This is a genomic window from Limnohabitans planktonicus II-D5, from assembly GCF_001270065.2.
GTDB classification, from domain to species: domain Bacteria; phylum Pseudomonadota; class Gammaproteobacteria; order Burkholderiales; family Burkholderiaceae_C; genus Limnohabitans_A; species Limnohabitans_A planktonicus.
In genome coordinates this window covers 1-23,869 of the sequence record NZ_LFYT02000029.1, presented here as the reverse complement: position 1 = coordinate 23,869, position 23,869 = coordinate 1, and the positions used below count along the sequence as shown (strand labels likewise).

23 protein-coding genes are annotated in these 23,869 nt (G+C 52.2%); 12 read left to right on the top strand and 11 right to left on the bottom strand.

What is annotated here, in order from left to right:
- The first annotated feature begins 259 nt into the window (after positions 1 to 259).
- The 5 genes from H663_RS37375 to H663_RS37355 are packed head-to-tail and all read left to right on the top strand — an operon-like array spanning position 260 to position 6,915.
- Positions 260 to 2,362 carry a DEAD/DEAH box helicase family protein gene (locus H663_RS37375; RefSeq protein ID WP_053169154.1) on the top strand — a complete coding sequence of 701 codons (2,103 nt, stop codon included), beginning with the start codon at positions 260 to 262 and terminating at the stop codon, positions 2,360 to 2,362.
- Positions 2,337 to 2,564 carry a hypothetical protein gene (locus H663_RS37370; protein ID WP_053169155.1) on the top strand — a complete coding sequence of 76 codons (228 nt, stop codon included), beginning with the start codon at positions 2,337 to 2,339 and terminating at the stop codon, positions 2,562 to 2,564. The genes H663_RS37375 and H663_RS37370 overlap by 26 nt, the downstream gene beginning before the upstream one ends.
- Entirely contained in the window at positions 2,564 to 4,591 is a 2,028-nt protein-coding gene (locus H663_RS37365; protein WP_053169157.1) for an AAA family ATPase, read from the top strand. The genes H663_RS37370 and H663_RS37365 overlap by 1 nt, the downstream gene beginning before the upstream one ends.
- Positions 4,588 to 5,070 (top strand): hypothetical protein, encoded by a 483-nt coding sequence (locus tag H663_RS37360; RefSeq protein WP_053169159.1) that lies wholly within the window; start codon positions 4,588 to 4,590, stop codon positions 5,068 to 5,070. The genes H663_RS37365 and H663_RS37360 overlap by 4 nt, the downstream gene beginning before the upstream one ends.
- 54 nt (positions 5,071 to 5,124) lie before the next feature.
- The gene (locus H663_RS37355; RefSeq protein WP_083451004.1) at positions 5,125 to 6,915 is read left to right on the top strand and encodes an AIPR family protein; all 1,791 of its coding nucleotides are present in this window, start codon (positions 5,125 to 5,127) and stop codon (positions 6,913 to 6,915) included.
- A gap of 29 nt (positions 6,916 to 6,944) precedes the next feature.
- On the opposite strand, the gene dndE is transcribed toward H663_RS37355, so the two are convergent.
- From dndE to H663_RS37330, 6 genes are all read right to left on the bottom strand, one after another.
- Positions 6,945 to 7,316 carry a DNA sulfur modification protein DndE gene (dndE, locus tag H663_RS37350; protein WP_053169163.1) on the bottom strand — a complete coding sequence of 124 codons (372 nt, stop codon included), beginning with the start codon at positions 7,314 to 7,316 and terminating at the stop codon, positions 6,945 to 6,947.
- Positions 7,313 to 9,292, bottom strand: a complete 1,980-nt coding sequence (dndD, locus tag H663_RS37345) for a DNA sulfur modification protein DndD (protein ID WP_053169165.1) — start codon at positions 9,290 to 9,292, stop codon at positions 7,313 to 7,315. Before dndD ends, dndE begins: the two co-directional genes overlap by 4 nt.
- A complete protein-coding gene (gene dndC, locus H663_RS37340) occupies positions 9,279 to 10,811 on the bottom strand; it encodes a DNA phosphorothioation system sulfurtransferase DndC (protein WP_053169168.1) in 1,533 nt (510 codons plus the stop codon). The genes dndD and dndC overlap by 14 nt, the downstream gene beginning before the upstream one ends.
- Positions 10,811 to 11,902, bottom strand: coding sequence for a DNA sulfur modification protein DndB (gene dndB, locus H663_RS37335; RefSeq protein WP_083451005.1), 1,092 nt, complete (start codon positions 11,900 to 11,902; stop codon positions 10,811 to 10,813). The genes dndC and dndB overlap by 1 nt, the downstream gene beginning before the upstream one ends.
- Positions 11,903 to 12,105: 203 nt before the next feature.
- A complete protein-coding gene (locus H663_RS42425; RefSeq protein WP_276309851.1) occupies positions 12,106 to 12,231 on the bottom strand; it encodes a hypothetical protein in 126 nt (41 codons plus the stop codon).
- Between the two features lie 87 nt (positions 12,232 to 12,318).
- Complete coding sequence (locus H663_RS37330; protein WP_053169170.1) at positions 12,319 to 12,660, bottom strand: helix-turn-helix domain-containing protein; 342 nt, start codon at positions 12,658 to 12,660, stop codon at positions 12,319 to 12,321.
- Between the two features lie 53 nt (positions 12,661 to 12,713).
- On the opposite strand from H663_RS37330, the gene H663_RS37325 reads away from it, so the two are divergent.
- Positions 12,714 to 13,007, top strand: coding sequence for a DUF3427 domain-containing protein (locus H663_RS37325; protein ID WP_053169171.1), 294 nt, complete (start codon positions 12,714 to 12,716; stop codon positions 13,005 to 13,007).
- A 36-nt stretch (positions 13,008 to 13,043) separates the two neighbouring features.
- Here the strand turns inward: H663_RS37325 and H663_RS37320 are convergent, their stop codons facing one another.
- Positions 13,044 to 13,634 carry a mobile mystery protein B gene (locus tag H663_RS37320; RefSeq protein ID WP_083451006.1) on the bottom strand — a complete coding sequence of 197 codons (591 nt, stop codon included), beginning with the start codon at positions 13,632 to 13,634 and terminating at the stop codon, positions 13,044 to 13,046.
- Positions 13,625 to 14,086 carry a mobile mystery protein A gene (locus H663_RS37315; protein WP_053169173.1) on the bottom strand — a complete coding sequence of 154 codons (462 nt, stop codon included), beginning with the start codon at positions 14,084 to 14,086 and terminating at the stop codon, positions 13,625 to 13,627. The genes H663_RS37320 and H663_RS37315 overlap by 10 nt, the downstream gene beginning before the upstream one ends.
- 499 nt (positions 14,087 to 14,585) lie before the next feature.
- Here H663_RS37315 and H663_RS37310 point away from each other — a divergent pair, with 499 nt between their 5' ends.
- Positions 14,586 to 15,518 (top strand): Fic family protein, encoded by a 933-nt coding sequence (locus H663_RS37310; protein ID WP_240620561.1) that lies wholly within the window; start codon positions 14,586 to 14,588, stop codon positions 15,516 to 15,518.
- Positions 15,519 to 15,734: 216 nt separating this feature from the next.
- Here H663_RS37310 and H663_RS37305 read toward each other — a convergent pair whose 3' ends face one another.
- Complete coding sequence (locus H663_RS37305) at positions 15,735 to 16,148, bottom strand: helix-turn-helix domain-containing protein (protein ID WP_053169178.1); 414 nt, start codon at positions 16,146 to 16,148, stop codon at positions 15,735 to 15,737.
- 253 nt (positions 16,149 to 16,401) lie between these two features.
- On the opposite strand from H663_RS37305, the gene H663_RS37300 reads away from it, so the two are divergent.
- From H663_RS37300 to H663_RS37280, 5 genes are all read left to right on the top strand, one after another.
- Complete coding sequence (locus H663_RS37300; protein ID WP_240620560.1) at positions 16,402 to 16,776, top strand: antitoxin Xre/MbcA/ParS toxin-binding domain-containing protein; 375 nt, start codon at positions 16,402 to 16,404, stop codon at positions 16,774 to 16,776.
- 56 nt (positions 16,777 to 16,832) lie between these two features.
- On the top strand, positions 16,833 to 17,477 hold the full coding sequence (locus H663_RS37295) for an RES family NAD+ phosphorylase (RefSeq protein ID WP_116695923.1): 645 nt from the start codon (positions 16,833 to 16,835) through the stop codon (positions 17,475 to 17,477).
- Between the two features lie 196 nt (positions 17,478 to 17,673).
- Positions 17,674 to 20,598: an ankyrin repeat domain-containing protein gene (locus tag H663_RS37290; RefSeq protein ID WP_053169182.1), complete on the top strand. Its 2,925-nt coding sequence runs from the start codon at positions 17,674 to 17,676 to the stop codon at positions 20,596 to 20,598.
- Positions 20,599 to 20,678: 80 nt separating this feature from the next.
- Positions 20,679 to 21,071 (top strand): helix-turn-helix domain-containing protein, encoded by a 393-nt coding sequence (locus H663_RS37285; RefSeq protein WP_240620559.1) that lies wholly within the window; start codon positions 20,679 to 20,681, stop codon positions 21,069 to 21,071.
- Positions 21,072 to 21,090: 19 nt separating this feature from the next.
- Positions 21,091 to 21,321: a hypothetical protein gene (locus H663_RS37280; protein WP_053169184.1), complete on the top strand. Its 231-nt coding sequence runs from the start codon at positions 21,091 to 21,093 to the stop codon at positions 21,319 to 21,321.
- A 338-nt stretch (positions 21,322 to 21,659) separates the two neighbouring features.
- Here the strand turns inward: H663_RS37280 and fghA are convergent, their stop codons facing one another.
- Together fghA and H663_RS37270 are read right to left on the bottom strand one after the other, a co-directional pair.
- On the bottom strand, positions 21,660 to 22,487 hold the full coding sequence (fghA, locus tag H663_RS37275) for an S-formylglutathione hydrolase (RefSeq protein WP_053169186.1): 828 nt from the start codon (positions 22,485 to 22,487) through the stop codon (positions 21,660 to 21,662).
- Positions 22,484 to 23,605 carry an S-(hydroxymethyl)glutathione dehydrogenase/class III alcohol dehydrogenase gene (locus tag H663_RS37270; protein WP_053169187.1) on the bottom strand — a complete coding sequence of 374 codons (1,122 nt, stop codon included), beginning with the start codon at positions 23,603 to 23,605 and terminating at the stop codon, positions 22,484 to 22,486. Before H663_RS37270 ends, fghA begins: the two co-directional genes overlap by 4 nt.
- Between the last annotated feature and the right edge of the window lie 264 nt (positions 23,606 to 23,869).

Genomic DNA, 23,869 nt, shown 5'->3' with positions numbered 1-23,869 from the left:
AAAATCTTGCCGTCGTAGCGCATCGGTTTTTTGCTTCGGGAAAGTTTAAATAGCGCAACGTCTTTTTCGTAGTCTCTAACTTCTGCCATTGCATCGAGCTATAGTACTGTGACCACGACAGTAATGATAAGGGTCTACATTGACCCCATCAGGTTAGCTCATCCCATGAGTCTAGCTAGTGCTAAAAACTAGAGGAATTTCTAGAGTTTCGCCAGAAAACTGACAAGGTGAACCCTCAAAGAACTAGTTTCAATGCCCAATGAGTTTTCAAGCCCTTCAACTGCAGCGCCACTACGACAGTGATAGCACCGATGTTCTACAAGAGTTCTATCGGCCCTTGCTCAAGGATGCACAGCGTTATGACCGGGCCGTGGGCTACTTTTCCTCAACCACATTCAGATCTTGTGCTGCAGAACTTGCATACTTCATTGGCCAAGGAGGCCAAATTCGATTGGTCATTGGTTGCTTGACCCAGCCTGCAGACATTGCTGCACTGCAAGCTGGCGTGGAAAGTTTGGAAGAGCTAGAGAAGCAAGAAATCAGGCAAGAGCTCGAAAAGTACCTGCTTGAGCTAGAAGGGGAAGACCCGAAAGCAGCTCAGACATTTTCCAAGATGGTCGCAGCGGGAATTGCTCAAATCAAGTTTGCAGTCCGTGAGAAGGGCATTTATCACGAGAAATTCGGGATATTTGAGGATGAGTTGGGCATTAAGGTCGCCTTCATTGGATCTCTGAATGAAACCTCCGCAGCCCTTTCGCATGGGTTCAACCACGAATCCATTTCGGTATATCAATCCTTAGAACCGGAAATATATGCTGCATACGGGAAAATTCTAGAAAATAGTTTCGAGAACCTTTGGGAAGGGCGAGCGAACAAAACAAGAATTTATGAACTCGATCAGGCGTCGCTTGAACTGATCAAGAAAGTCGCTACCAATCAGATCGTTGAACCAAGCGATGGCGTTCAAAGAACCTTGGCAAGATTGCCTGAGAAATTTGAGCTGCGCGACTATCAAAATGAAGCCATCGCCAAATGGAAGGCCAACAGGTATCAAGGGATTCTGGCAATGGCCACCGGCACCGGTAAGACATTGACGGCTATTGGTGCAATCAAGCGATTCAGGGATGCAGTGCGGGGAGGGCTCGTCGTTGTGACTGTTCCGTACCAGAATTTGGCAGTTCAATGGATCGATGCACTTCAAGACCAGGGAATTGAAACAATCGCTGTTTTCGACAATTTCCGTGGGTGGTACAACCAGGTCAAGGCATTGTTCATGGGGTCGCTGTACTCAGACACGATCAACATGCCTTGCTTGGTGTGTGTCGAGCGAACATTCAAAGATGAGCGCTTTCAAGGACTGATCAGCATACTCAAGGATGCGAAACAGAAGAACCATTTGCTGGTGGTAGATGAATGCCACCATTTCAATGGCCCAAATCACATCAGAAAACTACCTGAAGTATTCAAACTTAGACTCGGCTTGTCTGCAACGCCCTATGACCAGTTTGACGGTCACGATGATGACCGGCATCTCGAAAAGTACTTCGGCCCAATCGTCTATGAGTTTAGCCTTGGAAGAGCAATTCAAGAGGGATTTCTCACGAAGTATCGTTTCCATATTTTGACCTGCGAACTCGATGAGGATGAGACTGCTCAGTATGAAGAGTTGACTCTCAAAATTGTCAAGATTGCCGGAAGTGATGAAAGCTTCACACCTGAGACATGGGCAAAAGTTCAGCCACTTATGCTGGCACGGTCAAGAATTGTTGGCGCAGCTAAACATAAGCTGTCTAAGCTTAGATCACACCTTGAAATCGAGGGCAGGAAACCTTACAGCCTGTTTTATTGTGGAGATGGCTCTGTAGAAGAGGATGGTGAAAAGCTTCGCCAAATTGAAGCGGTGAGTGAGTTGCTTCACGGCTTGGGTTGGAGGTCATCTCGAATTACTTCCTCAGAGTCTTTGCAAACACGAGAGGCCTTGCTTGACAGACTCAGAAGCCAGGCAATTGATGCCGTTGTTTCCATCAAAGTCCTTGATGAAGGTATAGACGTGCCTGCTTGCCAAAGAGCCTACCTGCTTGCAAGTCAAAGCTCAGATAGGCAGGGTATTCAGCGTCGCGGACGTGTTCTGCGAAAGTCAGAAGGCAAGGACGTGGCCGCCCTATTCGACTTCGTTGTCGTAGGAGCTGCTACGGATGCCAAAACATTCAAGAAACTTGCAGCCAAAGAAATTAGAAGAGCCTACCAATTTGCCAGAGATTCGGTGAATAACGTAGAAGTCTTCGCAGAACTTGAAGCTTTGCAAAAATCAATTGGGCTAGAACCTGGAGATCCAGATGGCGACAAAAAAGAATGTGCTTGATTTAGACAGTCTGTTGGAAGAAGTTGATGAAGAACTGGAGGGGGAGCGCGTGGGACAGCTCTCTCCTGAGGACCGAGTGCTTTCGGAAATTGCTTCGGAAATTCTGAGACTCGAGCGCGATATGACTAAACCTGGTCAGGCTGTACAGGAGTCAACAAGGATTGATCGTTTGGCAAAGTTCATTGACGAGGCGAATTTCTAATGAGACTGCTAAGCCTAGTAACTACTGACTTCAGAGGATTTTACGGAGTCCAACAAGTCAACTTCGCATACGACGATGTGAAGCGAGTCACCGTTCTTCATGGAGAAAACGGTGCAGGAAAGACCAATTTTCTCAATGCAATTCATTGGTGCATCACAGGAAAGTTCACGCCACGCTTCCAAGACCAGAAGTTACTTGTCAACAAAGAAGCCGCAAAAGAAGGCCAGCGCGAGTGTTCTGTTGAGATACTTTTCAAAGACGAAGAGAGCTCAGGCGGAAAAGAGTATCGCGTCAGACGTTGTGCCACGAACGAAAAGCAGACCTCGTTTGAGGTGTTTGAGATCGAGCGTGGAAACTCAAAGCTGATCGACAGAGGCGAAAGCCTTATCCAATTACTTCTTCCGCCGGGATTGATCAGTTGGTTTTTCTTTGATGCTGAAGCGATCGGCTCTCTTGAGTTGTCGGGAAACCCTGAATTCAAAAGAGATCTGCGGAAAACACTTGGATTTGAGCTCATCGATCGACTGCTGCTGGATCTTGACTCAGTTCAGGCCAAACTTCGCAGGGAAGTCGCAAACCAGTCGAATGACAAGCAATTACTTGCGCTTCAGGCTGATATGGACAACATTGACCGCGTCTTGCCAGGTCAAAAAAGCTCACTGGAAGCCTTGCAAGAAAAGACTAAAGAAGTCTCAATCGCGATGGCTCAAACCAATGCCAATTTGAGCAAATTGCCTCAAGCCGAGCCGCTTCAAAGGCAGAGAGATTCAGAAGAAGCTAAAAAGCGAAGGCTTGAAGACGATCACAAAGTCTATACAGCGAAAGCTGCCACACTGATTGGCCGTGCCGCGCCAGCGCTGGTACTTAACGACTTGACAACCAAGCTTGAAGGAAGGCTCGAAGACCAGGAAGTGAAGGGTCGTTTGCCTGCACCCTACAGTGATCAATTGGTCAAAGACATTCTTGAACGAGAGTTGTGCATCTGCGGTCGCCCGGTGAAAGAAGGATCGCACGAGGCCCATAAGATCAATGAGCTACTGCAATTTGCATCCACAGGAGCGTTGAATCAACGGATCTCCGATGTACGGTACTTGATCCGAGACATTGAGCGTAATTCATCTGAGTTCCCGGTCCAGATCGCTGAAATTAGGCAGCAGATCACAAGAATCGATCGTGAAATTGCTAAGTGTGAAGACGAAATCAAAGATCTCACCAAGCAATTGCAAGGCATTGATGTTGCTGAAATTCAAAAACTGGAAAAGGAACGACAGCAACTTCAACGGGAATTCGAATCTCTTCACCAGCAAGTAGGCGGAATGGCTCATCAGATTGAGCAAAACGTGAAGCGATACAAGGATCTCAAAGCTCAGCACGAGGCGGCTTCTCGGAAGCTGAAAGTCAGTGAGAGACTTAAAAATCAGTTAAGCAAGGCAGAGCGCCTTTCAAATTACATCAGGCGCTCACTTCAGGAGCAAGAAAACAGAGCCCTGCACATCTTGGCGCTCGAGCTCAATTCGGTACTCGAGAAATACCTGACCAAGCACTACAAAGCCAAAATCAACGCCGCCAACTATGCCGTTCAGCTCGTTGATGCTGATGGAAAAAACGTTGGCCACAGCACGGGCGAAGGCCAAGTTCTGAAATTTGCTTTCATCGCCACAGTGGTCGCATTGGCCGCCAAGAAGACTCAAGAAAAAATTCAGTGGATGACTGAGCCAACGATTGCCCCCTTGGTTCTCGATGCTCCATTTTCAGCACTCGACCCTGAATATCAAGGCTCAGTTGCTAAGAACTTGGCGTTGCAGACGACTCAATTGGTCCTGATGATCTCTTCTGCTGCTTGGGGCGAAAAAGTCGCAGCGGCGCTTGAAGGGGTAGTTGGCAAGCGATATCTCATCCTCTCACAAGAGGCTGGGCCTCAGGGCTCGAAGCCCGTCAAACCGCTCAACATCAATGGCACTGAGTATTTACTCAACTCCTACGGCGCCGAACGAACACAGTCCATCTTGAAAGAGGTGAAGGTATGAGGAATCAGAGTCACTTCACCAAAGAAAGGTCTGTTTATTGGCCTGGCGAATTTTCCGACGTAGTCAACACGTTGACTGGCAAGAATATCCAAGGGGTCTCGATCGGTAATCCTCTCTATCAATTCAACACTGGCGCTATTGCATTTGCTGCATCAGTGGGGTTGAAACATCGCCGTAAGCGCGAAGTAGGGAGTGACCGTAAAGAGATTACAACCGGGACCTTTGCATCTCACAGGTTGGAGATGTACATCTTCTTAATTGCAATGCTTGGAATGGAGTCCCCAAATGTAGATCTTCTGCGAGCTGACAATGAGGATGCTGTGATACGAGAGTTTGAACGCTATGCGGCTGGAGGGTTAGAGTACTTGCGTACTGAATTTGAGCAGAACCCTACTCAAAGTCCGGATGTCGTACTAGAAAAGATGTTCAGAGTGGATTTTAAAACCGACTCCTCCGATTCAGAACTTCCAGATCTATGATGATCCAAGGTGAGGCTCAAGTATTTAAATTGAATCTAGAAGAGGTGATCAATTATGGCTATTGCTCCTGATTTTTCTGAATGGTTTATTCGGCAGGTAACAAATTTCGCTGACGATTATGGGTGTGAACCTGAGCGTGCATTCCCTGCATGGGCCTTGAAGTTTATTCACGATACGGAGGCTGATTTTGCGTACAACCAGACAGATACGCTATCGCAAGGTGATGCAGGGTTGGATGGCTGGTATTACGATAAAGAAGGAGCTGTATTCCATTTGATTCAGGCAAAATTTTTGAAAGATCCTATCGAATCAACTATTCAACCGGGTAGTATCGATTCTTTAATTAAAGTTACTCAGTATTTGATGAATCCAGATGCAATTTCTGCTGGTCCTCATAAAGATAAATTGTTAGATGCCTCTATCAAACTCAAAGAAGCGATTGCTAATGGCGCATCTGTTTCTCTTGATGTTTATTTGGCAGGTAAAATTACTGATCAATCTAAAAATATATTTGAATCAGCCGTTGAGGCTATGGGTGACGAATATTCTGCGACTATATATGATACCCAAAAATTCAATGATCTAAAATTATCAGATGATCCTATTTCAAATCTTGCGAATGAAAAAGTAATTTTTAAACTTTCTCGTGCAAGCTCATTTTATGAATCAAGTGAGGAAAATATACCTGGTGTTGAGAAATCGGCCGTTGCAACATTAGATGGACGCTCTGTTGGTGATGCTGTTGCAAAATGGAATGCAAGATTATTTCACGGGAATGTTCGATACTATCTACGACGCACCAATCGAATAAACAAGGAAATGCTAAATACTCTGTCCACTGATGAAGGCAAGAAGTCATTTTGGTTATTTAATAATGGCTTGACTGTGGTGGCAGACTCTTTTGAATTCAGTAATGGAAATCTCGAGGCAATTAATCCTCAAATTGTTAATGGTGCGCAAACATCATCAGTATTGCAAGAAAGTCGAGCAAAGGTCGCTGAGGGTGAGGTTGCTGTTCAGTGTCGAGTTATCGCGATCTCAGACAATGCAGAAGGAATTAATGCCCTGAATAGAATTTCTTCCTATACAAATAGTCAATCTCCGGTCAAAATTAGCGATCTTCAGTCAAATAGTAAGAGGCAAAAAACCCTACAGTCTGCGTTTGGGATGCTTCCGATGCCAGTATTTTATGAGCGAAGACGTGGAGAATGGAAATCTTTGTCAAGTGCGGTTAAGGCTCAATTTGCTAATCGCCTTGTGACAAAGGAACAAGTAGGGCAGCATTACTTGGCCTATTTGGGTCGTCCTGCTGAATCTGTCGCTAAAAAGGAGGAAATTTTTGGAGATCTGGAGGAAGTTGCTTTTAATACAGAAATCTCTGCGCAAGTATATATGCTGGCACATGAGTTATTTGAACAGGCAGACTATCTTTTGAAGAAAAGCTCGTCAGAGGAACTGATCGCGCTGGTGCCTGGACTTGCACATAAGGTTATTGCAGCTCAAGATGATAGTCCTACTCAATTAGAGGCAATACGAAGAGCCCGTGGACTAATCTGTGTTCATGCGGTTGCACTTGCAAAAGAGGCACTGCATTGGCGCTATGGTGCAATTGGGAAGGCGAGAGCAGATTCTCTTCGTGCTCATCTTCACGATATGAATCACCCAATCTATAAATTCGTTTGGAAAGTATGTTTTAGAACGCTTAGAAATTGGTTTGTTAGCTTGAACGATAAATCAGCCTTGAAACCTTCTCTCCAAAAACCAGAAACATTGGCAATTCTAAAAGCGTCCTTGGCTGATGTTCTTAGTGATATGGATAAAAAATCACTTCCAAATCTTGAATGAATTTGCTTAAAGATTAATAGTTAATCAAATTAACTTGCTAAGCGAATTAGATCTTCAATCTTATTCATTTTTGGATTGCCAACTAGGTAGGAAATGCCCCTGTGAAGGTGAAGGCGAAAATATCGATTCACGCTCTCTCTTTCCAGAGGCAGTCCTGCTTTGGTGGCACGGAGTTGTACGAGGGCGAGGTAGAGCTCTTCTTCTCCACCAGTAAAGGTCTTCCAAGTCATCTCAACCGAGCTGTCCGAGGGAATTTCTTCATTTGGCGGTTCAGATTTCTCAGCCAAAGATGAGCACAGTGCCCAGCGACAGAGGGTATTCCAGTTCTGAATTCCAGTTCGTCGCTTGAGCGTGATCAGTTGGATCTTTGCCTTTTCTGAAACGCGTACGGTTTCAATCATGCTGCCTCCTTGACAGGCTGGAAGTACCCTGATGAGATGTTGGAAGATTGTTTATCTTCGTCGTACTGGATCAGGTACTGGTGCGACAAGAACTTTTTAAGAGATTGGTGGTAGGAGCCGACTATCTCCTCGTCAGTGGACAGAAGAATGACCTGTTCACCAGCATTGGGGAAGTAGTTTTGGACAAAAGACTTTCGGTGACTGCTATCAAGGCGCCCAAGGGGAGTATCTATGACGGTAGGAAGTTTCCTGCCTGATGCCTGAGCCAATGCCCACAAAACAGCAACGGCTAGAAGTTGGCGTTCTCCTGCTGAGAGCTTGGATGCTGGGACGAACCCCTCGCCAACAATATTGATGGTGAGAGAGAAGGTCTCAGGGCAGATTGAAATCGAGTTGATGAATGAACGTTTGCGCAGCAGAGTCTCAAAGCCCTCTTTGATGAGCTTTTCAAGTGTGCTGATGTGCTTGCTCCGAATCTTTTCCTCAAACAGATTCAAGACTTCGCGACCTGAATTCAGACGCGTTTTCATCTTTGCCAGCAGAATCTCGTTTGCTTCATGCTTTTTGAGTTCATCTGCAGCGTTGTCGAATTGCTTCTGTACAGCATCGAGTTCACGCTGAACACGCTGAATTTGATCATCCAGCGACTTCTGCGAGGTCTCTACAGATCGAACTTCGTCCTCAGTTGTCTTGATTTCAAGGAACAAAGGTTCAAGCTTTTCAGCATCAGGAACTGCCAGCAAATTCTTCTCGATCTGGTCCAGCTCAGTCTGAAATTTTCCAAGTTCGAGGACCATTTTTAGGCCGCTAGCCTTCTGAATCGAGCAGTCGGTTCGGTTCCTAAAAATTGCCTCGCGGGACAAGTTGATTTCAGGAAGACTGTCGCCATCCGAATTGATTGCAAGGAGCGCTGCGTGAACCGATTGAATCAGTTCAAGTTGTTCGGTTTTTAGATTTTTTCTCTTGGACAGTTCAGCTAGAACATTCAAGCTGAATGATTCCAAGGCATCCTTGACCACTTCTTTTTGCGATGCAGTCAGGCCACTCATGGAAAGAGTTTCGGCCTCTTTCATTAAGCGCTCAAGAAGTGCTAGAGGGAGTACGGAAGCAGACAGCTCCACCATTTCCGAACGCTTTGAGTCAATCGCACTGAGCAATTCGTTTTGACGTTGTACAAGCAAGTCGCGTTGGGTGTAAAGATCGCCACCTTGTTGCTTGAGCTGATTTCTCAATGACTCAAGGTGAGTCTTGAGTTGGGCATCCTTTTCAAATACTTGTTGAAGCTCTGTTTGAAGAGAGGTTCTTTGTTCAGTCAAAGTGGAAAGCTTCGCCTCGAGACGAGTTAGCTTTTCACGATCTGCTTCGCTAACACCCTCAACTTTTAGGCGGCGTTCGAGTGTGATGAGGGTCTTGCTCAGATCAGTGACAAGATCAAGACCTAGCAATGAGTTCAGCCCTGTACGGATGAGTTCACTGCATCTGGCTGGCTGAGCCAGAGATTCAATGCGCTCACCATCAAAGAAGAAAAGATCGGACAGTTGACTCGGAAAGAATGTCTCAGACATCTCAATCCAACGATCTGAGAGATCCATGTCAAGCTCTCCATTTCGAAAGACTTGAACACTGTCGGTTGGCGTTCCGTTGCTTTTGAGCGACCAGGTCCGAACGACTTCATATTTTTGCTTCTTGCCACGGCGCTTGGTCGCAAACTCTACGCTGACAGAAGCTGAGTTCTGAAGGTTTCTTCTGTTGATCGAATTGGTCAAGAACTCAACATATGCGGACTTATTTTTGCCAAGAAATTTTGCAAATTTTCCAAAGAGAGCAAACTGGATGCCCTCGAGCAACGTTGTCTTTCCAGAGCCATTCAATGCACCGAACAAAATAATTGGTTTGTCCTCTTTCGGTTCAAGATCGATTTCATGACGACCTGCATAGATTCCGAAATTGTGTAGCGTGAGTTTAGTTAGAAGCATTTTGAGTCTCAGTTTCTACATCTTCGTTCAGTTCGTACATCACGCTTTCATCTGTCGGGCTAACGTCACTAGAAGGATCTGCCTCTTCAGTGATGTCAGCTTGCATCAACTTGAATTCAAGGGCTTCTTCTTTGTTCAGGAAGGCGTGATGTTTTAGTGTCTTCTCAAGAGTTTCAAAGATACCGTGACGGCGGTAAGCGCCACGATAGTTCTGCTCGACATGCAGCATTTCTCTAAGCATCTGATAGAGAATCCCGTCCTCATCTTTGTCTGTGGACGCAATCGATTTCAGGATGTCCAGATCTTCTTTTGTGAAGAGCTGACGCTCATCCGAATCAAGGGCAGGGTACTTCTTGCCAGTTGCTTGCTTGTAGATCCTTGGGAGACTGTCTTCAATCTCGTGCTTTTCTTCAATCCAGATCCTGCGAATCTCCTCAAGCTCCTCCAATGAAATGAGTTCGAAGTCTTCCATGCCCTCAATTGCGTCTTTGCGGATGGTTGTCTGTGCTTTGAGGAGCTCAAGCAGGAGCTCTTCACGATAGTGTTGTTTGTACGGGCCGTGAATCAACGCGTGACCTTCTTTGGTCTTGTACATGTTGATGTTCTTGTCCAAGCGTCGGAAATCACGATGCTTGAAGTCGTCCGTGTTGAGTTTTTCTTCACGGAAGATTGAAAGAGGAATCATCCACTTCTTGTCCTCATCGTTTTGGATCATTGCCATCATGGACTTGTCTTTCTCGACCATGGTGCAAACAAAACATCCAAATCGACTGTCACCGCAGCTTGGCGTGCTGCTATCGACGACCAGGGGGCACTCTGCGTCAGGAGTGGCGCCTTTGTAGAGATGAAACAGCTCAATGTTGCTGTGTCCCCAAGGGTTCTCGTTTTCAATCAGGTATTCCCAGACTTCGTCACTGCTCCAGTCGCCGATTGGTGGGAAAATCCAGACTCGGTCGAGTCGCGGATCTGAATTGCGACTCAGAAGTTCGCGGGTGCTGCCAGAGTGCTTGGCCATGACTTTGGCTCGTGCTTGACTCTCACCAGAACGCGTACCCAGGAACAGAATCGCCTCACCTCGCTCCGTTGCCACATTCCGGACAAAGTCGGTTGATGCACTGATTTTCAGACGACTTGTGCACCACCGAAATTTAGGACGTGGTGCGGGGTAGCCTTTACCAATCAAATTGACCCAAAATCTGTCTTCAATCTTTGGTGTCAAGCGATGGGCTTCAATGCCCATCCGATTCGCGATGGATGCCAAATTGATTTTGGCGAGAGAAAGTTCAACCCACTTGGCAACGATCGGATTTTCCACCAGGGTATCGGTAGAAATCACATGGATCTTCTTTGTTCTCTGTTCTTTCGGGATGGATGCAACTGCAAGCCAAACCAGTTGAAGAACCGTGGTGGAGTCCTTTCCGCCGCTATAGCCAATGATCCAAGGTAGGTCATCCGCCGTGTAGAGGTTGGCAATGTTTGAGATCGCTGTTTCGATCTTTTCAGAGATGTTTGAGGCCATTACTTCTTCGCCCTTCCTTTGTTGAATGCTGCTTCTGCCTTGATTTCCTCGGGGCTGAGCTCAATACCAATGATCTTTTTGATGAATGCAGTTGCAAGTACGACGCTATTGGATGCCTTGGTCAGACGGCCCCCCATCATGACTCGTCCTTCCCAGTCTCTTGCGTTTAATCTTGCCCAATTGATCTTTTTGAGGTTTGCAAGAGGGGCGTAGTTTGGCTTTTTTCCAGCATTCAAACTGGCACCAACTCTTCCGAACGCTTGGAGCAGTACCCCGTGTGAGTGGACGAAATCTCTGCGAATTTCTCCTGCAGTCATCTTTGATTTGCGAACCAGTTGCCATTCTGGAATGTGTTTGGAGAGCTCATCCCAGTAGGCTATGGCCTCATCTGCGGCTTCATCTGGTGTTGAAAACTCTCTCATCCCAAGGAAGTCTGAGGTTGCGGAGCACAGTGCGCTCAGAGTGAATAGCTTTCGCGAACGCTCAGACAGGGTATTTCGCTCCAGCTCCACCATGCCCTTGAAGGCTTCTGATTTGAGCGCCACAAGCTTGCCAACCTTCGCAGCATCATTGCGTTGGTCATAGAGGAGCCCCAAGGACTTCGACGGTCGAATGGCGTGCCGGTTCAAATCAGCAAACATTTGCTGGCTACGTGAAAGTCCTTGGTCTACAAAGAAGACTACGGCAATCGTTTCGTCACCAAGTGATGGGTCTTCTTTGATTGCTTGCTCAATTGCGGCACGCCGATGCTGTCCATCATTGATGATGAACTGATTTTTCATGTCGACATGCAAGATGCCTAGACGCTCATCGGCTTTCTTGTTATCTACAGGTGTGAACCGTACAGCTCCATTGATGGAGGCTGTGATGGCGGAAAAGACGTAGTCACTCTTGTTTCCCAGGATGTACCTTGCCATCTCGGGAATCCTGCTTCGATTTAGAGTGCGTTGGGCACGCAATTCAGGAGAAAGTTCATCCTCATCGAAGAGGAATATGCGCGGAATCAGTCGCAGGGGACACATGGAAACGTAATATTCCTTGCCCGCTTGCACCCCTCTGATTGAAGGAAATGCGTATTCAAAATTTGACATACGTTTGCGATTCTGTGGTCGTTGTTTGTGATTTTACACACAAACAAGGCGGTGACGCCAAGTATTTTTTTGTAGGCTAAACAGCCTAAAAGGCGGTGAGTTTGCCTGCAAACTCTGTAATAGCTTCCGGCGCACACATACGTGGCATGAGCCTCCCTGAGGCTGTAGAGACCAAGAAAGTGACTTGCTTTGATGATGTCTCGCTACACGTCATCGAGCTTTTGCAGACTGAGGCTGACGGGATCAATTTCCAGCGCATCTGACCGACGTGCGTAGTTCATGCCGTAAGCAAAACTCGAAGCAAGTACCTCGGTGTTTTCTTCCGTCATGTGCAGCTGCCGACAGGGCTTCTAGTCCTGCCCCAGGTGAGCAAAGACCATCAGTTTCAAGGTTTTGGCGGTCATCTGCTTCTTGCCTTAAAAGTCCAGTTCTTCACGCTCTGCCGCGCTCAGGTCGCGGACCCGCTGGGTTTTTTCACGCGCACTGAGCGCCAGCAACGCGGGGTCTTTTTCAGTCAACAAGTCCAAAAGGGTGCTGTTGGGTGAGATGGCATGCAGATAGCGCAAAACTTGGCCAAGCGCGATGCCGGGCTCTCCCTTTTCAAGGCGATAGGCCGTGTTGCGAGACAGCCCTGCACGCAGTGCAGCGTCAGCCTGTTTGACTTGACGCGCCAACCGCAGGCGCGCCAGAAGTTGCCCCAAGCGGGCGCATTCTTCTTGCTGTGACGGCATGAGCATGGCAGATTGATTGATTTTCATGTTCGTTAAATCGATATTTATTGATTGAATGATCGATTAAACGAACATGTTACTTGAAATTCTGTCTGCAAGCCAGGGCTGACGAGCACAAATACATGGACCACTGGATCGATGACACGCACTTTCACAGGCAAAGCCAAAACACCACCGACCCGACCAGCAAACGCGGCGACGAAATCATCCGCTCCGCCGCTTTAGGCATCGACATCCACCTCTTTCTGCGCGACACCAAGCTGGCTGTCGGCAAGGCCGCACCGTTCACGTATCACGGCCGGGTGCGCTACCAGTCGCACCAGGGCAGCAGGCCCATGAGCATTGTGTTTGGGCTTGATGCGGCAGTGGGGTAATTTGCAGGGCTAGATTTGCCGGCACGGTTCACAGGCTCAACTGCGGACAAACGCAAGCAGAAGCTGGTAGTCACCTTGGTCTGCAGCTCGCAGGGCTGCCAGGTAACGTGCCCGAATATCGTTTGCGGCAACCAGACTTCCGCCGCTTCCCCATGAGAACGCAGGTTGGCCAAGGCTTCTCAGCAATGCATCGGCCATCATGCGTGAATGTCGTCCATTGCCATTGGGGAAGGGGTGAATCCAGACCAGATCGCGGTGAAAGCGTGCTGCGATTTCATCAGGAGGAAACGTGGCGTTGTCGACCCACCAACGCGTGTTGTCGAACAGGTTCTTGAGCCGCACCGCAACCTGCGTCCAATCGCAGCCTATGTTCTTGTCCGATTTGCGAAATGTGCCCGCCCACGCCCAAGTCTTCCCGAACATCTGCTCGTGCAGCTCTCGGCAGAACCCTTCGCTCAGCACTTGCGGTGCTTTGACCCGCTTGAGCCAGCGCACGGCACGCAAGATGTTCTCCTGCTCCCAGTCGTTCAGGTCGCCCTTGGTGGCCAGGTACTCCGGGATGAGCCCGGCTCTCTCGTCGGGGTCCAGGGGTGTCTGGCCGTCCTGTTCATCCAGATCTATCGCCATAGGTCTGACCAGCGGCCGCGCAGCAATTCTTCGGTCCTGCGTTCCACCTGTTTGCGAAGCCTTTCTGCGCCGGGGCGCTGGTCTTCAAGACCCATGGTGTGGGCCACGCTTGCGACCTCTTCCATCGCGATGGTGCGAGCGCGTTCCTGAACCACGTCCGTGAGCGGACGTCTGGGAACCAGTGCGTAGACCAGTTCACAATCCAGTCCATCAGCGAGTTTGCGCAGTTGTCCGAGCGATATGCGGTCATCCGCTTCGGATTGTTCGGACTTGTGCAGCGTCGCCCCCGAAACGCCCAGCCGCTGAGCCTGCTGGCGTTCCGTTCGACCCAGGGCTTCTCGGATGAGCTTCAGCCATCCCCGAGACGGTGGCTGCCGCTTCACCAAGTCCGCGTAGCCGGAAAGGGTGGACTGCACTTGTTCAAGTCGAAGTTGGTTCAGTTCAGGAGACATTGCTAGCCTATAGGCTGGTTAATTTCATTAAAATGATAGCCTAATTGAAAGCAGTATGCAATAAATTGCTTCGGTATAGGGAAGCTGGAAATATCATTATGCTGCACTTATGGGAAGCTTTTATTGATCCGGTCAGCCCATGAGCATTGTGTTTGGGCTGCAAAGTGGGGCGGATTGACGGGTGCATCGCTGGCCCTGCGTGTGGGCGGCGATTTTTGTTGGAGTGGGAGCCCACCCCTGTGGGCGATGGTTTGCAGGGCGAATGGCTTGCGTTGATGAGATCACTCAGCATGCCACACTGGGTATCGACTTTAATCCATTCACAGGATGCGCATTATAAATGGGTGTTAATGGGTGTAATATTGGTTTCATGTTGCGTTCAGACACCCTCCAGATCACACCCGAAATCCTGAGCCTGATTGCTCGGATCGACGAATTCAAGGGCGCATGGCGAGCTTTGGGAACGCTGGCGCCCGAGCGTCTTTTGGCGCTACGGCGGGTGGCCACCATCGAGAGCATAGGCTCGTCTACCCGCATCGAAGGCAGCAAACTGACCGACCGCGAAGTGCAACGTCTGCTTTCCAACCTGGCCATCAAGTCCTTCGACACACGCGACGAACAGGAGGTGGCCGGTTACGCTGAACTCATGGACATGGTGTTTAGCTCGTGGCAGGACATCCCATTCAACGAGAACCACATCAAGCAACTGCACCAAGTTCTGCTGACCCACAGCGACAAGGATGAACGCCACCGGGGGCAGTACAAGACCCATTCGAACAGCGTCGCTGCATTCGATGAAAACGGTGCACAAATTGGCATCGTCTTCGAAACCGCCACGCCATTTGACACGCCACAGCTGATGGCTCAATTGGTGTCATGGGTGAATGGCGAGCTGCAGAAGTCGCCGGTACCGGAAAAGCTGCACCCCTTGTTGATCATCTCGATCTTCGTCGTTGTGTTTCTGGAAATTCACCCTTTTCAGGATGGCAACGGACGTTTGAGCAGGGTGCTGACGACACTGCTGCTGATCCAGGCCGGATATGCCTATGTGCCCTACAGCTCGTTGGAGAGCGTGATCGAGCTGAACAAGGAAGCCTATTATTTGGCCTTGCGCCAGACACAAGGAACCATCCGCACTGATGCGCCCAACTGGCAGCCATGGCTGGTGTTCTTCTTGCGCTCGCTGGCAGAGCAGGTGCGGCGCCTGGAGAAGAAGGTCGAACGTGAAAAGATCGTGCTGGCCACCCTGCCCGAGCTGTCACTGCAGATCGTGGAATTCGCCAGAGAGCACGGGCGCGTCACGATGATGGATGCCATCCAATTGACGGGTGCCAGTCGCAACACCCTCAAGCTGCATTTCCGCGACCTGGCCGAGCGCAACCATCTGGAGCAGCACGGTAGCGGTCGCGGTGTGTGGTACGGCTTGAAATGAGTGATGGGGCTGGTGGCAAACTTCAACACCTGAGTCAGCGACGGAATTCACGCTGCAGGAGTTGCAACCATCGGGTAACGATGTCACGCTTGTTGTCCAACCACTTGAGTGAGCAGGCAGTCAACTTAGAAAACGCAGCCAACAGGGCTGAGCTGGGGCCAGCATTTTTGATAAACACGGACTTCATGGCGCGGCGTTGCCCGAGTTCCACACTCCTTACACAAAGGTTGCGGCAGAAACGCCAAACCGTTCGCTGAGCGCGCGCACTTGGCGAATGTTGAGTTCTCGCTTGCCCGTCAGGATTTCGGACACGACACCCTGACTGCCGATCTCGCTCAGATCGCTTTGCTTCAGGCCGTGTTGTTCCATCAGAAATTTAAGCGCTTGCACACCCATGACTTCGGGCAGAGGGTGATGCTTGGCTTCATAGCCCTCGATCAGATCGCCCACGATGTCGACCAAGCCCATCGCGGGATGCTTTTCTTTGCCCTGGGTTTCATCCAGCAGGGCTTGGAGCATCTCGGTCATGCGCGCGCAGTGCGCTTCATCCCGGATGGGGGTGATGTCGGTTGCTGCACGGAACTGCTCCCAAATGAGGAGCAGGTGCTTCACGTTGATGGCTGCATTCATGAAGTTGATCGTAAAGGCTTGGCACCCACGCCCAAAACGGCCAACCCCTTGGTGGCATGCCTTACCACTACAAAACATGTGGAGGCCTTCATGTTCTTGGCGAGTACACGTCACACCTGTCATGTCGCCAAAACTCAATTTTGAGAACATGACAAGTGTCAGTTTTCACATATCAATGGTGAATAAGCCCATAAAACATTTAAATATTTTGTTTTTATGCTAAATTATTTCTATAGAAATATCGGAGCACGCCATGCTAACCAACGCAGTCACAGCCCCAGACAAATTCATGGTGCTGGGCAAAGCCACCATGCGCGCGGCGCAAGAGTTGCATCTGTCGAGTGCGGCTTTGGCCCGCGTGATCGGGTTCAGTGAGCCGACCATCAGCCGCATTGCCAACGGCAGCCGGGGCATCGACCCTGCGTCTAAAGAGGGACAACTGGCGCTGCTGTTGGTGCGTTTGTTCCGCTCTTTGGACCCTCTTGTGGGCGGCGATGCGCAAAAGCGCCAGGATTGGCTGCGCAGCCACAACAAAACACTGAACGGTATCCCGGCCACGCTGATTGAAACCCCCCAGGGCCTTGTGACTGCCCTGTCTTATCTGGATGGCATGCGGGGTGCGGCTTGATGTCATCGGCTTCATGGAACCCGGATTGGGTTCATGAGTTCAGTGCCGACTTGCACATGTCTGCGTTCCGAATGGTCGAGACACAGTACGTTGCGGCCACCATGCGCTTGGTGGACTCCGCAGACGAGCAGCTGATGCTGGAAGAGATGCTGGAGGCCAGCAAGCCGCCGCTCCCACCGCAGGCAAGCGGTTTGCACTACCTTTTGGCAGCGCCTTTTCGCTATGTGCCTCAGACGGGTTCGCGTTTTCGTGCTGTCAACTCACCGGGCATTTGGTACGGCGCAGATGACGCTTATTGCGCCTGCGCAGAAATCGCCTATTGGCGTCAGCGTTTTTTGCTGGACAGCGCGGGGCTCATGAAGCAAGCGCTGGTCACAGAGCATTCGATGGTCGAGGCCTCTGTGCAAGGGCGTGCTTTAGATTTGCTATCGCAACCATGGGTTTTGGCGCAAGCGCTCTGGATGCATCCGAGTGACTACGCCGAAACCCAAAAACTGGCCACGCTGGTCAGGGATTCGCTGTCTGGGGTGACATGGATTCGCTATGCGTCGGTGCGTGCCAGCGACCATGTGTGCGCGGCAGTTTTTGACCCGCGCAGTTTGACCATGGTGACACCCGAGGGCCGCTATGAAACCTGGCATTGCCAAACAACGGCCGACAAGGTGACGCTGTCGAATGGCCGTGTGCGGTTTGATTTCTAGAAGGCAGCATCCAGATCAATTCAGAGATTGCACACCCGTGATTTCGGGCAGGGGGTGATGCTTGGCTTTACAGTCCTCGATCAGATCGCCCACGATGTCACCCCCCTTCGTGGCATGCCTTACCACTACAAAGCATGAGGAGGCCTTCATGTTCTTGGCGATCGTCTAAACCTGCAAAGTGCCATTACCATTTGGCATGCGTTTACTTCATCACCACCACCTGGACACACAGCGTGTCAAAAGCCAGTTCGCCAAGCTGGAAAAAGCGATTGCGCGAGACGACTTCAAAAGCCCGAACCTGAAGAAGTTGAGCCCAACGCCTTATTGGCGTTTCAAGCTGGATCAGAGCAACCGTTTGTTGGTGCAATTTGCGCGCTACAACAACGAGACGGTGTGTTTGGCGCTGGAGGTCATTCACCAACACGACTACGCCAACGCCCGGTTTTTGCGCGGAGCCAGCTTGCAGTGGGACCAAATCGATGTGGACGACGATGCAAGTGGGGAACAAGGCGACCCTGGGCGCGATGACGGTGCGCAGACGCTGCGTTATGTGCACCCGGTGTGCAGCGAAATTCATGTGCTCGACAAAGTGCTGAGTTTTGACGACACCCAGCAAGCGGTGTTTGACACCCCCGCGCCTCTGGTGCTGGTGGGTTCGGCGGGATCGGGCAAGACCGCCTTGACGCTTGAGAAACTGCGCCAAGCGCATGGGCGGGTGCTGTATGTGACGCAGTCTGCCTTTTTGGCGCAAAGCGCACGCGCCATTTATTTTGCGCACGGCTTCGAGGCGCAGGGGCAAGAACCCGAATTTTTGAGCTACCGGGAGTTCATGGAAACCTTGCATGTACCGGCTGGGCGTGAGCTTGATTTTTCGGCTTTCGGCGCTTGGTTTGAGCGCTATCGCAGTGCCGCCAAACAAGCCACGGGCGGGCTTGACGCGCACGCTTTGTTTGAGGAGTTTCGTGGCGTGATTTCGAGCCGGGCCGAGGGCGTGCTCAGTCGCGAGAGTTATCTGGCCTTGGGCGTGCGCCAGTCTTTGCTGGCCCCTGCGCAACGTGCGGCCGTGTTTGATTTGTTTGAAAAGTACCGCTCTTGGCTGGCCGGATCGGGGTTTTTTGACCTGAATTTGTTGGCCCACGATTGGTTGCCCAAAGCCCAGCCAACTTATGACTTCATGGTGGTCGACGAGGTGCAGGATTTGACGAGTGTGCAGCTCGCACTGCTGCTCAAGACACTGGCCAAGCCCGGGCAGTTTTTGTTGTGTGGCGATTCCAACCAGATTGTTCACCCGAACTTTTTCTCTTGGGCCGCTGTCAAGACTTTGTTTTGGCAAGACGAATCCTTGGCCCGTTCGCAAACGATTTCTGTTTTGAAAGCCAACTTCCGCAATGGCCAGGCGGTGACGCATTTGGCCAATCGTTTGCTCAAAATCAAGCATGCGCGGTTTGGCTCCATTGACCGGGAAACCAACTTTTTGGTTCAGGCCACGGCTCAAGCCAGTGGCACCGTTCAATTGCTGGCCGACAAAGAGGCGACGCGGCGCGAGCTCAACCTCAAAACGCGGGGCTCCACGCAGTTTGCCGTGTTGGTGCTGCGCGACGAAGACAAGGCGGCGGTGCGCCAACAGTTCCAGACGCCGCTGGTATTTTCTGTGCACGAGGCCAAGGGACTGGAATACACCAACGTGATTTTGGTCGACATGGTATCGGGCCAGCGCCAGGCGTTTGCAGAGGTCGCCCAAGGGGTGCAGGCCAGTGATCTGGCAGGCGACACACTCGATTACAGCCGTGCGCGTGACAAGACCGATCGGTCTTTGGAGTTGTTCAAGTTTTACGTGAATGCCTTGTATGTCGCGCTCACGCGCGCTGTGGATCAGTTGCTGTTGGTGGAGTCGGACACGGCCCACCCCTTGCTGCAGTTGCTGGACTTGCGCACGCAAGACGCGCTGAATTTGGCGTCCACTCAAACGTCGAGCCAACAAGAATGGGCGGCCGAGGCGCGCAGACTGGAGTTGCAAGGCAAACAAGAGCAGGCCGAGGCCATTCGGCAAACCATGCTCAAAACGCAAAAACCCAGTTGGCCCATTTGGGATGAGGCCGCGCTGCAAGAGCTGTTGCCCAAAGCGCTGTTGCCCGGTCAGATTTCCAACAAACCCCGTCAAGCTTTGCTGGACTATGCCTTGTGGCATGGTCAATCGGGGTGGGTTCATGACTTGGTGGGAGCCAGCAACTTTGAACCGGCCAAACAAATCGGCCACGCGATCTGGGCCTCACAAGGCAAGCTCCCAGTGCCGCGCGCAAGGCACGAGGGGCCCGCCCAACACCTTGCCCGACTGGAGGCCGATCGCCGTGATGCGTGGCGCTTTTTGGTGAAGAAAGCCGAAGCCTTGGCCGAGCGCCAGCGTCAGCCTTATGCGTCCCGGGGGTTCAAGGAGGTCTTGCGCCAATGCGATCAGTTCGGGGTGGATCACCGCACCTATTTCAACGCCACGCCCTTGATGCTGGCCGCTGAGTGCGGCAATGTGGCTTTGGTGCAGGCCTTGCTGGAGCGCGGGGCCGACCCCATGACTCAAGACCATTACGGCCACCGTGCATGGGACTATGCCTTGGCGCGTTTTTTGGATGATCCTGAGCACAAAGCGCACCAGCTGGATGTGCTTTACCCGCTGCTGTCACCTGCGGTGATGGATGTGCAAACCGATGGCAAATTGGTGCGCTTGGAGCGCCACCAAGGCGAGTACTGGTTGCTGACGGTGATGCTGACCAGCTACAAAAAGTTTTTTTCGCAGTTGCTGCCTGATGCACAGGTCGAGCGCAATATCAAAGGCTTTTGTGCCGACCATCTGATGCGTCACATGGACCGTGTACCCGACAGCGTCCTGCCGCCCAGACGTCGCACCCGCACTTACATCAACTCGGTCTTGGCGCGCGCCGAAGTCAACAGCAACTACCAACCCAGCCGCCAACTTTGGCTTCGCACGCGAAACGGTTACTACGTCATCAACCCCGCCTTGCAACTGCGTGCACACAGCACCAAGGCCTGGGTCTCTTGGCATGAGTGGCTGAACCAGCCGCTGGTGTTGGCAGGCTGCGGCATGCGGCTAAAAGCGCCTGCAGATTGACCGGGGTTCATTTCGCCCAGACCCTTGTAGCTCTGACGGCTGATTCATCTCAGTTCTTTAATTCAAAATGGACAATATTCATGGGTTTTGTCCATAACGGCGAAATGCCAAGCAAGCCACCCATTGTTTTCCCCCAAGAGCAAACACTGCTCAGCGCCTTGGGCGAGCGCCTTAGGCTGGCGCGTTTGCGCCGCAAACTGAGCACTACCGTGGTGGCGCAGCGGGCAGGCATGTCGCGCACTTCGGTCTACAAGGTCGAAGCTGGTGATGCCGGTGCCACTTTGGGCACTTATCTGCGTGTGCTGGCGGTGCTCGGGCTGCAGGCTGATTTCAATGCCTTGGCAGCGGATGACAAAGTGGGGCGCAAGTTGCAGGATTTGGCTTTGGCCCCATCGCCTGCTGCGCGACGCCAGCGTCGCGCCAGTGTGCAGTTACCCGACTCTGCCAACAGCACTTCTGAGGTCCAGCCATGACGGGGCAATTCGATGGGCTATGGACAACCGTCCCGACTTGCAAACCGCGTTGAGCACGGCCGCGTTTTACGGCTTGACGGCCGCGCAGGGGCTGCACATCGTTGACGAGGTGATGGATGTCGTGGGCACTTGGCGCGATGTCGCCAACCAAGTTCGCATTTCTCGGGCAGATATCGAACTGACGGCAGCTGCGTTCAGTGCGCATGAGGCTTGGCAAGGCCATGAAACGCGCTCTAAGCCCAAAAATTGACTTGTTAATGACAGCAGGAGCATTGGTCCGCTGTCCAATGAGAGGGCGCTGGCAATGCTGCTGGTGATCCGGCACGCTGAAATTTGAATTTTGTTCACCGGTATTCCGTCGGTGGCTTTTCAGCGTGTGCTGCATGTCGGGGCTAAAGCCACCGACCTACAACTGAACCGCATGTAAGGGATAGATTTTTTGTAGGAGCCCACCCCTGTGGGCGATGGGCGTGGCACACGCCCTGCAAGCCATCGCCCACGGGGTGGGCTCCTACAGCATCAAGCAGGGCGAAGGTCCCATGCCGTGCCAGTTGAATCACACGCTGCCGTCATGGCCGCCCTGCGGGATTACAAATATTTGGCGTGGTGATCAAAGTGATCGCCCAAGAACGTGGCGATGAAGTAATAGCTGTGGTCATACCCCGGTTGCATGCGCAGGGTCAGCGGGTGGCCCGCTGCCTCGCAGGCGGCTTGCAACCGTTCGGGGCACAGTTGCGCCAAAAACTCGTCGGCATCGCCTTGGTCCACCAGCAGGTGCAGCTTTTCCTGGCGCGCAGTGGCCACCAGTTCTGCGGCATCCCATGCACGCCAAGCCTGCGGGTCTGCCCCCAGGTAGGCAGTCAAGGCCTTTTGGCCCCAAGGCACTTGCGATGGCGCCACGATGGGTGAAAACGCCGACACGCTGCGGTAGCGGCCCGGGTGGCGCAGCGCCGTGACCAACGCGCCGTGCCCGCCCATCGAATGGCCAAAGATGCCGCGTGAATCGCTGGCCGCAAAGTGCTGCTCGATCAAGGTGGGCAACTCAACGGCCACATAGTCTTGCATGCGGTAATGCGTTGCCCAAGGGGCTTGGGTGGCGTTGACGTAAAAGCCAGCGCCCTGACCCAGGTCGTAGGCATCGTCGTTGGCCACGGCTTCGCCGCGCGGGCTGGTGTCGGGTGCAACCACGATCACGCCATGCCGCGCCGCGTGCGCTTGTGCACCGGCTTTGGTGATGAAGTTTTGCTCGGTGCAGGTCAGGCCCGACAGCCAGTACAGCACCGGGCACTTGACGCCGCGCAGGGCGGCCTCCGGCAGGTACACGCCCAGCCGCATGTCGCAGCCCAGGGTGCTGGAGGTGTGCGCCCAAACTTCTTGCCGACCGCCAAAGCTGGCGTGTTGTTCGATGCGTTTCATGCGTCGCCTTCAAAGTGCACCACCGAGCGGATGGACTGGCCGTTGTGCATCAAGTCGAAGGCGTGGTTGATGCCGCTCAGCCCCATGGTGTGCGTGACAAACGGGGCCAGCGCGATGCGCCCGGCCATGGCGTCGTCCACCATGCCGGGGAGTTCGCTGCGGCCTTTGACGCCGCCAAAGGCGGTGCCCATCCAGCGGCGGCCGGTGACCAGCTGGAAGGGGCGGGTGGAGATTTCCTGGCCCGCACCGGCCACACCGATGATGACCGATTGGCCCCAGCCACGGTGCGCACATTCGAGCGCGGCCCGCATGACTTGGGTGTTGCCAATGCATTCAAAGCTGTGGTCCACACCCCAGCCGGTCATCTCGACGATGACTTTCTGAATGGGTTTGTCGTGGTCTTTGGGGTTGACGCAGTCGGTCGCGCCAAAGGTGCGCGCCAGATCGAACTTGCTGGGGTTGGTGTCGATGGCGATGATGCGCCCGGCCTTGGCCAGCTTGGCGCCTTGCACCACGGCCAGGCCAATGCCGCCCAGGCCGAACACGGCCACCGTGTCACCTTCTTGCACCTTGGCCGTGTTTTTGACCGCGCCCAGCCCGGTGGTCACGCCGCAGCCCAACAGGCACACCTGTTCGGGGTTGGCGTCGGGCCGGATTTTGGCGAGCGAGACTTCGGCCACGACGGTGTATTCGCTGAAGGTCGAGCAACCCATGTAGTGGTACAGCGGCTGGCCTTGGTATGAAAAGCGGGTGGTGCCGTCGGGCATGACGCCTTTGCCCTGCGTGGTACGCACGGCCACGCACAAATTGGTTTTGCCCGACTTGCAAAACAGACATTCGCCGCACTCGGCGGTGTAGAGCGGAATCACATGGTCGCCGGGCTGGACGCTGGTCACGCCCTCACCCACCTCGACCACAATGCCCGCGCCCTCATGGCCCAACACGACCGGAAACAGCCCTTCGGGGTCTTCGCCCGAGAGCGTGAAGGCGTCGGTGTGGCAGATGCCGGTGTGCGTGATCTTGACCAGCACCTCGCCCTTGCGCGGGGGCGCGACGTCGATCTCGACAATTTGCAAAGGTTGGCCTGCTGCAAAGGCGACGGCTGCACGGGATTTCATGATGGCTCCTGGGGGTGTGAATTGAAAGTATTGTGATCGCACGGCGTGGCCAAATTGCTGACAGCGCGAAGTCTCTGAGCGTCAAGGCAGGTTTTTTGCGCGCCCCTTACAACATTACTCTGACCCCCGTCATCGCGCGCCCCTTGCAACATTGCTCTGCCCCCCGTCATTGCGCGCCCCTTGCAACATTGCTCTGACCCACCGTCATTGCGAGCGAAGCGCGGCAATCCAGCGACTGAGGTCAAGCCATCGCCAATGCCATTG